This window comes from Mesorhizobium sp. 1B3, assembly GCF_050958605.1.
Classification (GTDB): Bacteria; Pseudomonadota; Alphaproteobacteria; order Rhizobiales; family Rhizobiaceae.
Genome location: NZ_JBJHDO010000016.1, coordinates 1 through 14,167 on the forward strand (window position 1 = coordinate 1; position 14,167 = coordinate 14,167).

Annotated in this window: 7 protein-coding genes and 5 pseudogenes; 9 read left to right on the forward strand and 3 right to left on the reverse strand. The window is 62.6% G+C overall.

Features of this window, described 5'->3' with window-relative positions; genetic code table 11:
* Positions 1-47: 47 nt before the first annotated feature.
* Positions 48-896 (reverse strand): amidohydrolase family protein, encoded by an 849-nt coding sequence (locus ACCO56_RS29295; RefSeq protein WP_433644478.1) that lies wholly within the window; start codon positions 894-896, stop codon positions 48-50.
* Positions 897-921: 25 nt separating this feature from the next.
* Positions 922-1,284, reverse strand: a pseudogene (locus tag ACCO56_RS29300) (IclR family transcriptional regulator); the annotation flags it as partial.
* A 196-nt stretch (positions 1,285-1,480) separates the two neighbouring features.
* On the opposite strand from ACCO56_RS29300, the pseudogene ACCO56_RS29305 reads away from it, so the two are divergent.
* The 9 genes and pseudogenes from ACCO56_RS29305 to ACCO56_RS29345 form a co-directional block, all read left to right on the forward strand.
* Positions 1,481-1,978: pseudogene (locus tag ACCO56_RS29305) on the forward strand (enolase C-terminal domain-like protein); the annotation flags it as partial.
* Positions 1,979-2,145: 167 nt separating this feature from the next.
* A pseudogene (locus ACCO56_RS29310) lies at positions 2,146-2,649 on the forward strand (Gfo/Idh/MocA family protein); the annotation flags it as partial.
* A 33-nt stretch (positions 2,650-2,682) separates the two neighbouring features.
* Entirely contained in the window at positions 2,683-3,132 is a 450-nt protein-coding gene (locus ACCO56_RS29315) for a MaoC/PaaZ C-terminal domain-containing protein (protein ID WP_433644479.1), read from the forward strand.
* Between the two features lie 18 nt (positions 3,133-3,150).
* Positions 3,151-3,882 carry an SDR family oxidoreductase gene (locus tag ACCO56_RS29320; protein WP_433644480.1) on the forward strand — a complete coding sequence of 244 codons (732 nt, stop codon included), beginning with the start codon at positions 3,151-3,153 and terminating at the stop codon, positions 3,880-3,882.
* 121 nt (positions 3,883-4,003) lie between these two features.
* Complete coding sequence (locus ACCO56_RS29325) at positions 4,004-4,849, forward strand: fumarylacetoacetate hydrolase family protein (RefSeq protein ID WP_433644481.1); 846 nt, start codon at positions 4,004-4,006, stop codon at positions 4,847-4,849.
* 229 nt (positions 4,850-5,078) lie between these two features.
* A pseudogene (locus tag ACCO56_RS29330) lies at positions 5,079-5,249 on the forward strand (fuconate dehydratase); the annotation flags it as partial.
* Positions 5,250-5,456, forward strand: a pseudogene (locus ACCO56_RS29335) (fuconate dehydratase); the annotation flags it as partial. It abuts the pseudogene before it with no gap.
* 534 nt (positions 5,457-5,990) lie between these two features.
* Positions 5,991-7,208, forward strand: coding sequence for a porin (locus tag ACCO56_RS29340; protein ID WP_433644482.1), 1,218 nt, complete (start codon positions 5,991-5,993; stop codon positions 7,206-7,208).
* A 458-nt stretch (positions 7,209-7,666) separates the two neighbouring features.
* Positions 7,667-8,431, forward strand: a complete 765-nt coding sequence (locus tag ACCO56_RS29345) for a GntR family transcriptional regulator (protein ID WP_433644483.1) — start codon at positions 7,667-7,669, stop codon at positions 8,429-8,431.
* A gap of 33 nt (positions 8,432-8,464) precedes the next feature.
* Here the strand turns inward: ACCO56_RS29345 and ACCO56_RS29350 are convergent, their stop codons facing one another.
* On the reverse strand, positions 8,465-14,158 hold the full coding sequence (locus ACCO56_RS29350) for a DUF4082 domain-containing protein (protein ID WP_433644484.1): 5,694 nt from the start codon (positions 14,156-14,158) through the stop codon (positions 8,465-8,467).
* Positions 14,159-14,167 lie beyond the last annotated feature (9 nt).

Genomic DNA, 14,167 nt, shown 5'->3' on the forward strand with positions numbered 1-14,167 from the left:
AAGCAGGGAGAAGGTGCCGGCAGGCGGATGAGGGGCAGGTCCAAAGGTCAATCCTTATTGCCCAGTCTCCAGATGCGCCGCGCATTGCCCGACAAGAGCTTCGTCCGCTCCTCCGCGCTTGCGCCGGAAAGCAATGCGTGCGTGGCGGCGACCCAGGTCGACAGCCCGCCGCCCAGCGTGCAGACGGGCCAGTCGCTGCCCCAGATCACGCGGTCCCAGCCGAAACTTTCGATCGTGTGCTCGACATAGGGCCCGAGCGTCTCGGCGGTCCAGCTCTCCGGATCGGCATAGGCGACCACGCCGGAGATCTTCACCACGACATTGTCGCGCCTGGCAACCTCGGCGATTCCGGCATGCCAGGGCTCGAAGCCGTCGCCCTTGATATCCGGCACGCCGCAATGGTCGAGCACGAACTGGACGTCAGACGCGAGATCGGCGAGTGCGGCGGCTCTCTGAAGCTGGCGAGGCAGCACGCAGAGGTCGAAGGTCAGGCCGGTGCCGCCGAGGCGCTTGAGATTCTCGCGGAACAGCGCGCCTTCCGACAGCTCGTCGGGCACGACATGCAGCACCCGGCGAAAACCCTTCACGAAGGGATTGGCCTTCTGGCGATCGAGATAGGCGGCAAAGCCCGGATCCTCGGGCCGGCAGGCGGCGATGGCGCCGCGGATCATGTTGTCCGCCCCAGTCCCCAGTCTTTGAACATGGGCGGTCTCGGCCTCGATGTCGGCCGGATCGACATCGACCTCCATGTGAAGGACGTGGCCGATCCCCGCCCGTCTGGCCTCCCGCGCGTATTCCTCGTAGCTGAAGTCCCGGTTGAGCGCGGGCACGCCGGCCAGCCATGGATAGCGTAGCGCCGATTGGTCGATCAGATGCAGATGCGTGTCGATGATCACAGCGGTTTCCTCCTCCCACTGAACGTCAGCTATTTTTTCCCTGTTCGACATCCGATCCCGCGAGCCGCGACAGCTTCTCGCGAGCCGCCAGCAGGAGCTCGATGGTACGGGCGATGTCGGGCGCGCCCGACACGTTTACCAGGGTGATATAGGGTACGGTTAGCGCGGCCAGAGCCTTGCCATCCGGCCCGAGCACGGGCGCGGACAAGTTGAAGACGCCGGCCGTCTGCATGCTCGCCATCATCTCGTAGCCGCGCTCGCACAACTGGTCGAGCCTGGCGAAGAATTCGCCGGGCGGTTCGACCTGATCGTTGTCGCGGCCATATTCGGCGATCATCATCTGCCGCTCCTCGGGTGAACGGAAGGCAAGCAGCACGTGGCCGGAACCGGGCTTATTCATATACGCATCGTTTGCCCCTACGGAAGCAGTGATCGCTTGACCTGTCTATAAAGATGTCCTTCGTATATGAATTATGCGCTGGTGAGAGTGTTCTGTAGCCGGCCGGGAGGGCCACGGCATTCATTCGGGAGAAGCGTCCGCCGTCCACACCCTGGAGTTGCCGGTTTCGATCACCGAGCCGCACGAGGCGATCCGCCGCGCCGAAAGGCTGCGCGAGCTCGACCTCGCCTGGATCGAGGAGCCGCTTCCGGCCGACGACATCGACGGACATGTCCGTCTGTCGGCTTCGACCGCAACGCCGGTGGCGATCGGCGAGTCGCTCTATTCAATCCGCCATTTCCGCGAATACATGCAGAAGGGCGCCTGCTCGATCGTCCAGGTCGACGTCGGGCGCATCGGCGGCATCACGCCCTGGCTGAGGGTCGCCCATGCGACCGAGGCCTTCGACATCCCCGTCTGCCCGCATTTCCTGATGGAGCTGCGTGTCAGCCTCGTCTGCGCGGTTCAAAACGGAAAATATGTCGAATACATTCCCCAGCTCGATGAGTTGACAGGTTCCAGGATGCGCATCGAGGACGGCATGGCGCTGGCGCCAAGCGAGCCGGGCATCGGCATCGACTGGGACTGGGATGCGGTTGCGGGAAAAAGCATCGCGGAATTCAACCGCGAGATTGCGGGATGATGAGCGCTCAAGGCCCCCTCATCCGAGGTCGGTTGAGGGGTGGCCGCGCGACCAGCACGCCGTCCATCCAACAGGGAGGTAACTAGTGCAACGCATGGGCATCGGCCTGGCACCCGACAAGGTCGCCGAATACAAGCGGCTCGCCATGATGGAGGAGGTTTTCCACCATGACTGAGCGCTTCGACCCGGCTTCCCTCGCCCAGTTCTGGCCGCTGCCCACGAAACCCCGGCCGATCGTGACTTTCGGCGCCGGCTCGATCGTCGGTGACGCGCATTTGCCCGCCTATCGCAAGGGCGGCTTTCCCATGGTGGGCGTCTACGATCCCGATCGCGCCAAGGCCGAGAAGCTGGCCGCCGTCTGGAACGCGACGGCTTTCCGCAGCGTCGAAGAAGCGGCGGCGGTGCCCGACGCGGTGTTCGATCTGGCCACGCCGCCGGCCCGTCACGCCGAGGTGCTGGAGGCCCTGCCGAACGGCGCGACCGTGCTCATTCAGAAGCCGATGGGCAGCGATTTCGACGGCGCGACCGAGATCCTGCGCATCTGCCGGCGCAAGAAACTGGTGGCGGCAGTGAACCTTCAGCTTCGTTTCGCCCCCATGATGCTTGCCCTCAAGGACGCTATCCGGCAGGGCTGGCTGGGCAAAGTGGTGGATTTCGACGCCTGGCTGGCGCCACTCGCCGAGAAACCAGGAGCGTGATCCGACATGGAACAGACGACCTATTTCGAAGACTGTGAAATCGGCTTTTCGCGCGTGACGACGGGCCGCACCATCACCGAGACCGATTTTGTGGTCCATGCCGGGCATACAGGCGACTTCTTCCCTTACAACATGAACGCCGAGTTCATGAAGAAGACGCCCTTCGGCCAGCGTATCGCCCATGGCATCATGGTCTTTTCGATCGGTGTCGGGCTGACCGCGAGCATCATCAACCCTGTCGCGTTTTCCTATGGCTATGATTGGCTGCGTTTCATAAGACCTGTGTTCATCGACGACACGACCCGTACGCGCGCGACCATCGTCGCGAAGGAAGACGATCCGAAACGGCACGACCCAGGGCGCGTCATCGAACGCTGCGAAGTGATCAACCGGCGAGACGAGGTCGTTCTCGCAACAGACCGTATCTATATCGTCGAGCGCCGCAAAACGGCGTGACGAAACCGGAGGAATTTCATGAGTTCATTGGAAGGCAAGACCGTCGTCGTGACGGCCGCCGCGCAAGGCATCGGCCGCGCCTCGGCGCTGGCTTTCGCCAAGGCCGGCGCAAAAGTGATCGCAACCGACATCAATCTCGTCCTGCTGCGCGAGCTGGAAGGCGAGTCCGGCATGACCACGACCAAGCTCGACGTGCTGAATGACTCCGAGGTGAAGGAATTCTTCGACACCGCCGGGCCGGTCGACGTGCTCTTCAACTGCGCGGGCTATGTCCATGCCGGCACCATCCTGGAGATGAAGGACAGCGATCTCGATTTCGCCTTCGACCTCAATGTGCGCTCGATGGTGCGCACCATCCGCGCTGTGTTGCCCGGCATGCTGGAGCGCGGCGGCGGTTCGATCATCAACATGTCGTCGCTGGCGAGCTCCATCAAGGGTGTGCCCAATCGCTTCGCCTATGGCGTGACCAAGGCCGCCGTGATCGGCCTCACCAAGTCGATCGCCGCCGATTATGTGGCCAAGGGCATTCGCTGCAACGCGATCTGCCCGGGAACGGTGGAGAGCCCCTCGCTGCAAGACCGCATGCGTGCCCAGGGCGATTACGACAAGGCCCGCGCCGCCTTCATCGCGCGTCAGCCGATGGGCAGGCTCGGCACCCCGGAGGAAATCGCCGAGCTCGCCGTCTATCTTGCGGGAGCCACCTACACGACGGGCCAGACCTACAATATCGATGGAGGCTGGTCGATCTGATCTACAACGCGCCGCGTGCAAAAGATCCACGCGACGCGCTGCAGGTTCTTGATGTGGTGCATGTCTTTGCCGAAACCGCTGCACTTCGGGAGACATGCTTTAGCTTAGGAAAGGGTATTTCATGAAACTGCTGCGCTATGGCAATCCGGGCAGCGAGCGTCCGGGCCTCATCGACGCCGACGGCGTGATTCGCGACCTGTCCGCCCATGTGCCCGACATCGCCGGCGCCGTGATCGATCCGGCCGCGCTGGCTAAGCTGGCGGCGATCGATCCGAGGTCGCTGCCGGTGGTCGATGGCAAGCCGCGCCTTGGCCCCTGCGTCGCCGGGACCGGCAAGATGATCTGCATCGGCCTCAACTATTCCGACCACGCAGCCGAGACCGGCGCGACCGTCCCGCCCGAGCCGATCATCTTCATGAAGGCGACCTCCGCGATCGTCGGACCCGACGACGATCTCGTCATCCCACGCGGCTCCGAGAAGACCGATTGGGAAGTCGAACTCGGCGTCGTCATCGGTAAGACGGCCAAATATGTGACCGAGGCCCAAGCCTTGGATCATGTCGCCGGCTATTGCGTACTGAACGACGTTTCCGAGCGTGCTTTCCAGGCGGAGCGTTCCGGCCAATGGACCAAGGGCAAGTCCTGCGACACGTTCGGCCCGACCGGACCGTGGCTGGTGACCAAGGACGAGGTCGCCGACCCGCAGGATCTGAAGATGTGGCTCAAGGTCAATGGGGAGACCATGCAGGACGGGTCGACCAAGACCATGGTCTATGGCGTCGCCTTCCTGGTCTCGTACCTGTCGCAGTTCATGAGCCTGCAACCCGGCGACATCATCTCTACCGGCACGCCACCCGGCGTCGGCCTGGGCATGAAGCCGCCGCGCTACCTCAAATCCGGCGACGTGGTCGAATTGGGCATCGAGGGCCTCGGCACCCAGAAGCAGAAGGTGCGGGCCGACGCCTGATATCACCGGCCAACGATTCAGGTTGCGCTGCCCCTCATCTGCCTGCCGGCATCTTCTCCCCGCACGCGCCGCACGCGGGGAGAAGACCGATATCACCTTGGCTTCCGCCAGTCGCCGGCATTTGCGATTGGCGAAAGCTAAGCGGCCGGCGTTTCTCGCTCCGCTTGCGGGGAGAGATGTCCGGCAGGACAGTGAGGGGCCCGCGCCTCGCACAAGAGAGGACACGCTCATGACCCGCATTACCGGCCTTCGCGTCTTCGACCTGCGTTTTCCGACCTCGCTGAGTCTCGACGGCTCCGACGCGATGAATCCCGATCCCGACTATTCCGCCGCCTACGTCGTCCTCGACACGGATCGCGAGGAGCTTACGGGTCACGGGCTGACCTTCACCATCGGCCGTGTCCAGCACCTGTCGATGATCGACTATGTCGCGGTTTCCGGCACCAAGGAGGGTCGCGTCATCGAATATGTCGACCATCTCCATGAGCATTTCGTCGACCCCTGCGTGATCGAGAGCGCCGCTTACATGCCGCCGAGCCGGCCTGGCTTTTCCATCGAGATGAAACCGCGGTCGATCGCTGACCACGTATTCAGGCAGAAGTCGTGATGCTTCGGCGAGTGACCGTCTACCCGAAAACCGCTGGAGTTACGTGCCCGCGGGCGTAGAGCATTTTGCAGCCAGGTAGAATGAAGCCGGGGAAATCACTCGGCGCCGCACAAACGCGTCTGAAACAAAGTGGTAGAGCGCCAACGTGTCCGAAAGGACGCAGTGCACTCATATCCGCGCCATCTCCTCGGTGAAATCGGAACAGATCTGGCAGTGCAAGCGGGGTGGCCATCTGCAGCCGGTCACCCCGCCCGTGCAGTTGGTCGACTGGAGGTCAACCTGAGGTTTTTGTATCATGAAGCCGGACGAATTCAATTCATATTCTATCTCTTCTGCATGAAATTTTGCTCCCCCGACGATCAAACGGTGTGCCAGTTATGCAACACAGGTGATGGATTCTGCCTCCTCGGCAGTCGAATCGGTTGAAACAAGATTGATGAAAACAACGACATGAGGAATGTCTGCTTCACGGCAGAATCAAAAATCAATGATCGAATCTGTCCGTTCAACGTATTGCATCTGGAGGGTTACTGAATGCAAATCAGAAGCTTGCTTCTCGCTTCGGCGGCGGGCCTTGTCGCCGTCAGCGGCGCACGCGCGGCTGACGCCGTCGTCATCGCCGAACCTGAGCCGGTCGAGTATGTGCGCGTTTGCGACACCTACGGTAGTGGCTGGTTCTATATCCCGGGCACCGAGACCTGCCTGTCGATCAGCGGTTACGTCTGGTACCAGGTCGGCGCCAACGGCTACGAAAACGATTTCCAGCAGGTCGGCACCAACCCCGTTACGGGCGACCCGATCATCAGGGACCTCAGCAACGACACGCCTGGCTACGTCGGCAAGCGTACCGGCGACGGCTGGATCAAGTCGACCCGTGCCCGTGTCAACATCGAGTCCCGTTCGGAAACCGAATGGGGTACGTTGCGCGGCATGGTCCGTTTCCAGGCCGACTGGGGTGGCGTGACCCGCTCGAACAGCACTGCGCTGGCCGGCAGCCCATTCTCTGACGGTCCCGTTTCGATCGACCAGGGCTGGCTCGCTCTCGGCGGCTTCTTCGCCGGTTACTCCGAATCGGCCTGGGCAGCTTCGTTCCGTGGCGGCGCGACCAACTTCGGTTCGCACTCCTGGGGCGGCATGTACTATGGCTACGCTCAGCGTCACCAGATGTCCTACACCTTCTTCGGCGGCAACGGCTTCTTCGCCACGCTGTCTCTCGAAGACGATGCGCTGGCCGGTGACGGCTACGTGCCGGACGTCGTGGCCAAGGTTGGTGTGAACCAGGGCTGGGGTTCGGTCTGGGCTCGCTTCGGTTACGAAAACGACATCACCGGCCTGCCGGATAGCGCTCCTGGCATCGACCACCAGAGCGGTTGGGGTGCATCGCTTGCGGCGCAGTTCAACGTGCCGAACTCGCCTGGTTCCTCGCTCCGTATCCTCGGCTACTACGCTGACAGCGACACCCGCTTCAGCTCCGGGTCTGCACTGGATGTCGCGCCCGAATGGTCGATCCTGGCGTCGTACAACCATCAGTTCAGCGAGACCCTCGGCGTTTCGGTTGCTGGTCAGTACTTCAACAATCTCTACCTGCCGGGCACCGACATCAGCACGGACGTGAATGCCTGGGGCGCCGAAATCTCGGCCGTATGGATGCCGGTCACGAACTTCGAAGTTCGTCCGGAAATCCACTACGACAAGGTGGACGATCTCGACGGAACGGTGTCGGGCTTCCTGCGCTTCACCCGCTACTTCTAATCGGCCTCAAAACCGATCTACTGAAACCCGGCGGGCAACCGCCGGGTTTTTTGCGATCATGCTTCATGCATCAGATCGTACCGGCTTTGCATTGCCAGAACCGCGATCCATATGGTTCAGGTCTTAACTGCTCATCTTATTCTGTACGTGCTGACAACGAGGAACGGTGCAGCCGACCTGCTACCACTAGTTGATTGATATTCCCGATATACATTCACCACCGCGAAACATTCTAATACTAAGAGTTTATAAGTAATTTGACATCCGCAATTGCATCGGAATGGCCCGCGGTGTTTTAATTCAGTATCTGCGTTACCTGATGGACGGGAACGGCAATTTCGATGCACGCAAACTCCGATTGCGATGGGCGGCGGCTCTTCGGTCTCGAATCGGCGGCGGCAGAGCGCTCATCTCAGAAGCAACTTCGTCATCCAGTCGGCAACTTATCGAGATAGCTCATGCAGGAACGCTACCTGTCTCCGGCATTGCATGACCAGGACGCGACATCCCGACTGATAGCGCCGCTCGCTGGTATCGAAGCCGAAATCTACAACGACCTCTGGAATGCGGTCATCGAGCGCAAGCTCAAACCCGGGGCCAAGATCGAAGAACTCGTCCTCAGCGAGATCTATGGCGTCAGCCGAACGGTGGTGCGCAAAGTACTCGTTATCATGGAGCAGGAAGGCGTCGTATCGCTGCCGCTCAATCGCGGCGCCTATGTCGCTTCGCCGAGTTTCCGCGATGCCCAGGAACTCCTGGAAGCAACGGCCGCGCTGCTTGCCGGCATCGTCAGCGAACTGGCGACGCATCCCGACCGGATCACGGCCGAGCACCGCCAGATGCTTTCCGACCACGCCAGGGCGCAGCGGAAGGCCGAGTCGGAGCAGGATGCATATTCAAGCCTGCGACTGCAGATGGAATATCTGATCCTGCTGGCGGTGATTCATGACAACCGCCTGATGGCCGGCAGCGTCGAACGAACAGGCAATCGTTTGGCTGTCGCGCTGTCGCTGTTCCAGGATACCCCGGCTCCCGGCGGCCGCGCCGAATTCGCTGAAACGCTGACGCGGCACATACTCGAAGGGACGCATGCCAAGGCATTGGCCCACCTGCAGACCTTTATCGAAGCCGTGCGCCGCACATTACGCCCTCAGGCGGTCGACACCGCAGTCGACCTCCGGGCAATTCTCGGCCGCCGCAAGGGCGAGGCGCCCGGCCATTGAAGCATGTCTCCGGTTCCGGGAAAACGACATGCTTCAGGCTGCCAGCTGCGGCTGGAACACGACATCGGCATAGTAGTTCGACGCGTTCCAGGTGCTGTTCGGGAAAATTCCCGTGCTGGCGTTGCCGCCGTAACGATAGACGCCGTTGCCGCCGCTCGATGAGCTCGAAGGCGCCGTCAGAACGCCCGACGTGACAGCGTTGGCAAAGAAGTTGTTCGTCGCCACATAAGCACCTGTCGTGTGATACGAAGTGACATAGGTGGTATTGGCGGTAATATTCACCGGCGTTGCCAATGGCACCGTCTGCCAGCCGCTCGCCGTCGTGTTGGTGAAGGTCGCGCTGGCGAGCCTGGTGCCGGTCGAGGTCCAAAGCCCCAGAATGTTCTGGCCCGTGTCGTTGGGACTGCGATAGAACTTCAGCGCGGTCACCTGGCCGGCCACCGACGATGTGAACTTCATGCCGACCTCAAGCTGCTGACCGTCGTTGAGATTGGTTTGCGCAGGGGTGGCCGACGCGCTGAACACGCTCACAGTAGTGGGAGTGGCGGGGGTAGTCGACACCGCGATATTGAACGCCTCGCTCGCTGCGAGGCTGCCGAGATCGGTGGCCGTAACCCTGACAGCGACCGTGCCGACGTTCCCGGCCGCAGGCGTGCCGCTGAAGGTGCGGGTCGTTCCGTTGAAGGTCAGCCAGGCGGGAAGCGCCGAGCCGTTCGATTGAGCCGCCGTGTAGGTCAGCGTGTCGCCAGTATCGACATCGGTGAATGTGCCGGCCGGCAGCGTGAGCGAAAACGGCGAGCCGACAACGGCGTTCTGGTTCGCCGTCTGGGCGGCGAGCACGGGCGCGTCGTTGGCGCCATGGATGGTGATCGTGAGGTTCGCCGTCGAGGTCGCGCCAGCCGCATCGCGCATCGTATAGCTGTAGACCTCGCTCAGCGTATTGGTCGACAGCCGCAGCGCCTGCACGGCGGAACTCGTTTCGTTGATCGTGTAGGTGTAGGTGCCGTTTGCGTTCAATACGAGACTGCCATAGGCACCGGCCAGCCCGGCCCCTAGCGTTCCGTTGGTGGTGCCGAACCGGATCGCGGTGACGCTCTTAGAGTCGCCGGCGTCGGGGTCGGTATCGTTGGTCAGCACGTTGCCGGTCGCGGAAGATCCGCCCGAGCCGTTTGCGGCTCCGCCCCTCTCGGTGGCGTCGCCCGTGTCGGCAACAGCTGTAGGCGGGGCGTTGCCGGAGCCTGCCGTCGCAACGAAGGCTACGTCGGCAAAATAGTTTGAAGCGTTCCAGGAGCTGTTCGGGAAGATGCCCGTGCTGGCGGTCCCGCCATAACGATAGACGCCGTTGCCGCCGCTCGAGGAACTCGATGGCGCCGTCAACACGCCGGAGGTGACGGCGCCGGTGAAGAAATTGCCGGTGGCCACATAGGCACCGGTCGTGTGGTAGGACGCCACATAGGTCGTATTGGGCGTGATGGTGACGGGGGCGGAGAACGTGACCGTCTGCCAGCCGCTCGCGGCCGTGTTGGTGAAGGTCGCCGTACCGAGGTTCGTCCCGGTCGAAGTCCAGAGATTGACGATATTCTGTCCGGTATCGCCGGCACTGCGGTAGAATTTGATTCCCGTGATCTGGCCGGCAACGCTGGATTGGAACTTGACGCCCAGTTCGATCTGGCTACCGTCGTTGAGATTGGTCTGCGCCGGCGTGCTGGAAGCACTGAACAGGCTGACCGCGGCCGGAGGCGGAGTTGCCGATACCACGATGTTGAAGGTCTCGCTGGCGGCAAGACCGCCTGCATCGGTCGCTGTTACCCTGACGGCGAGCGTGCCGCTATTGGCCGAGGTCGGCGTGCCGCTGAAGGTGCGTGTCGCGCTGTTGAAAGTCAGCCAGGAAGGAAGTGCCGTACCGGTTGCGGTCGTAGCCGCGTAGGTCAACGAGTCGCCCGTATCGACATCCGTGAACGTGCCCGCCGGCAGCGTGAGCGAGAAGGCCGAGCCTATGATTGCGTTCTGGCCGGGAGTCTGTTGCGCGAGCACAGGCGCGTCGTTGGCGCCATGGATCCTAATCGTAAGCGTTGCCGTCGACGTCGCGCCGGCCGAGTCCCGCATCGTGTAGCTGTAGACTTCCGACAGCGTGTTAGTCGCCAGTCGCAGAGCCTGAACCGCCGCGTTGTTCTCGTTTATCGTGTAGGTGAAACTGCCGTTGGCATTGAGCACGAGGCCGCCATAGGTGCCGGCAAGCGCCGTTCCGAGCGTCCCGTTCGTAGTGCCGAAGCGGATGGCGGTGACGGTCTTGGTGTCGCCGGGATCGGGATCCGTATCGTTCGTCAGCACATTGCCGGTGGCGAGCGAGCCGCCGGAGCCGTTGGCGATACCGCCTTTCTCCGTGGCGTCTCCGGTATCGGCGACGGCCGTCGGCCCGGTGCCCGAAGCAGCAGCGGGGGCGAACAGAACGTCGACCCAGAAATTCGTCGATTGGAACGTGCTGGTCGGGAATTGGCTGGTGCTGCCATAGGTAAAAACGCCGTTGCCGGCGGCAGGCGCCGTCAGTGGCCCGCTTGTGACATCGGAGGTGAAATAGTTGGCGGTGTTGGAATAGTGGCCGACATTGGTGTGGTAGGAAGCGGTATAGGTGACGCCCGGCGAGATCGCGACCGGCGAGGAGAAAGTCGCCATTTGCCAGCCGCTCGTCGTCTCGTTGGTGAAGGTGAGGCTCGCCAGTCTTGTGCCGGTGCTGGACCACAGCGAACCGGTATGGGTTCCGGTGTCCTGGCTGCCCTTGTAGTAGCGGATACCGTGGACGTTGCCCGCTACGGAGGATTGGAACCGGACGCCCAGTTCCACCGCGCTCGCATCCGTCGTATTCACGACGGCCGGTGTGGCCGTCGGTGCAAACAGCGTCGTATAGGTCGGACCTGCGACGGTCACCGTGCGTCCCAACGAGGGCGTCTCGAGATTGACGCTGTCGTCCGCGGCACGGGAACGGATCGTGTAGCTGCCGGCGACCTGTGGTCTCCAGCTATAGGTCCAGGTCTCGTCGCCGGTCGCGGGATGCCAGCTCGCGCCATTGTCGGTCGAGACTTCAACACCCGCGATAACGCCGCCGCCGGCATCGGTCGCCGTCCCGGAAATGGTGACGGTGCTTCCCAACGCAATGGTCCCCAGAGCGTTGATGGTAGAGGTCGGCCTCGTATTGTCCGTCGAAGCCACCCCGGCGATGAGCCCGGATTGGAGCGTCGCCGGCTGGATACCCATGTCCGCGAACAGGTTGATCATCGCCTGCTGCACGCGCGCATCGGTGGGCGTGACCTGCAGGTCATGATTATCGCTCAGGCCCCATGCCCAGTAGACGGTACCGGCGCCAAAGACGAGCGCGCCGCTCGGCGCACGGTAGAGCGTCAAATTGTGCGTCGACGTGCCCGGACCCGTAGTGTTGCCGTAGTCGAGAAGATACGTGCTGACCGGCAGCGTGGTGGATGAAAGGCGAATAAGGCCTGCGGGATCGAAGCCATTGTCGGAGGCCTCGTCCCATTCGTAGCCCAGATAGTTCTTGGTAAGGGTGGCCGTCTGGCCGGGTTGCAGATTGGCGACGCTGGTGTTGCGCCAGAAACGCAGATTGGCGTCATCAAACGGGATCGTGATGGCCTGCAAATTGTTGCCGACATCGTCGACCTGAAAGATTGTTCCGGTCAGCGCGTTTTCCGGGCTGCCGCCGCCGACTGCCGGCGGGCTGAAGCGCGGATCCCTGAAAGTTCCGGTCCATTCGTTGGAGGGGTCGATCGAGGACCCGGCCCATGTCTCCTTGTAGCAGATGAGTGTGCGGTAGGGGGTGCCGTCGGCGGAGAAGGCGGTGCCCCAGCGGGTGCGCCAATAGACCTCGTTGCCGCTCCAGAACGCGAGATTCACCCCCGCATCGCGCGCGGCTTCGACATTGGTGCGCTGCTGCCCCGACCAATATTCGTCATGCCCGACGCTGAGATAGAGATTGTGATTGAGAAGCAGGCTGCCACGGCGGTCGACGTCGACGCCGGCCATGTAGGAGACGTCGTAACCGTTCTCCTCGAGCCACGAGATCGCGGCGTATTCGGCGCCGAAAAGATAATCCTGCGGGCCGGCAAACGTACCGACCCCACCGCGCGTGGCGATCGGCCGGTTGTAGCTCACCGCGAAGGCGCGTCCGGCGCCCTGGCCGGTGGCCGGGCCGTTGCCTCCATATAAATTCGCGCCCCCCCAGCCATTATAGGCCTGCCAGGTCGTGTCCGCGGTCTGGAAGACGATGTCGCTCTGGCTGGAATCGTCGCGCACGATGAAGGGGATATGGTTCTGACCCGGCGTACCGTCCTGGCGGACGAGCTTGGCGATGTAGACGCCCGACACGGCGTCGGTGGGTACTGCCCAGGACGCGGAAACCGCCCAGTTGCCGGCATCCACGGCCCCGGTCGCGGCATCGCGCAATGGATTGGGCTGGTTCTGCAGGCCGGCGTGTTGGATGGTCGTGACCTTCCGGGCGCCCAGGCCACCATAATAGCCCAACCGATAGATATCGATCCTGTAGTTGTTGGAATTGGTATTGACCTTGAAATTGACGGTAGAACCGCGATTGACACTAATGTCTGTGGCAAAGCCCTCGATGTTGGAATCCCCCGCACCGTCGATGCCCCACTCGCTCTCAGGGTTCCCGGGCTTCTGGTTCTCAGCGACAATCGGGTTTGTGTCCGTGGCCGCTGCCAGCTGCGCGATGGCCTTTGCCCTAGCCTGGGGCATGGTTACGGTTTTCAACCGCCCCGAAAGGGTCGGTCTCACGGTGAACTTGGTTCCGGTGCCCGTCTCGCCGCCACCCGGCATCTGATTGACATCCGAGACCACAGGCTTGGCGTTTTCCCGCCAATTTGCGAAAGGCGCTACCCGATCCAGTGGCATGGCGGCGCTCACGGAGGCGCCGAAGCGCGCCCGTCCGGTGGACACATAGTCGCTGCCGTCGGGAAGGCCGCTGCCAGGTTTCTGGCCATTCAGTTGCGCCCCCGCCTGCTCGAGCAGACGGGTCGGGCAGTTGATGTAGCCGCAGCCGCCGCAGCAGAGCAGGATATCGGTCTGGCCCGCAGGGTCCGTGGGAGACGGCATGTAGCCTATGATATCCGCGACAGAGGGCGCGGTCGGCACCGTGCCCAAAATCAGGACGGGACCGGAACTGGAGACCGCTGATGCTTCTGTCTGCGATATCGAAGTCTGACCAGACGCGCCGGTGTCGGACGCGCCCTTCGCCGCGCTGGGGACGGCCGGTCCGGCATTGCCCGGTTCGGCGGCGCCCGTCAGGGCTCTCGCTGCCGTTCCGACTGCGGCGGCCATGCCACCTGTCGGGGTGCCGCGCGCTGAATGTCCATGCTGAGGCGAAATCGGCCACGTCCCTGCTTTCGGCACCGTCGGACCGATAGCGGCATCGGCTTCCGAGCCGAGCGGCGCGATCGTTACATGGTCGCTCTCAATCGGCGCGCCGAAGAGTTCTTCCACGATCCGTTCGTGGCTTCTTGGGTTCGCCGCGGCACCGTCGGCAAGGATCTCCGTCTCGTTTCCTGGCAGGCCAGATCGGACTGCAACGCGTTCCGGGCGTGCCGGAATGTCGGCCTGCTTCTTGGGTGCGGACGATTTCGCTTTGGCATCGCCGACCAGCCAGCTTGGCATCGAGGCGACCAGGAGAAGCGAACGGAAGCTCCATTGGCGATCATCATGCATGAGATGACT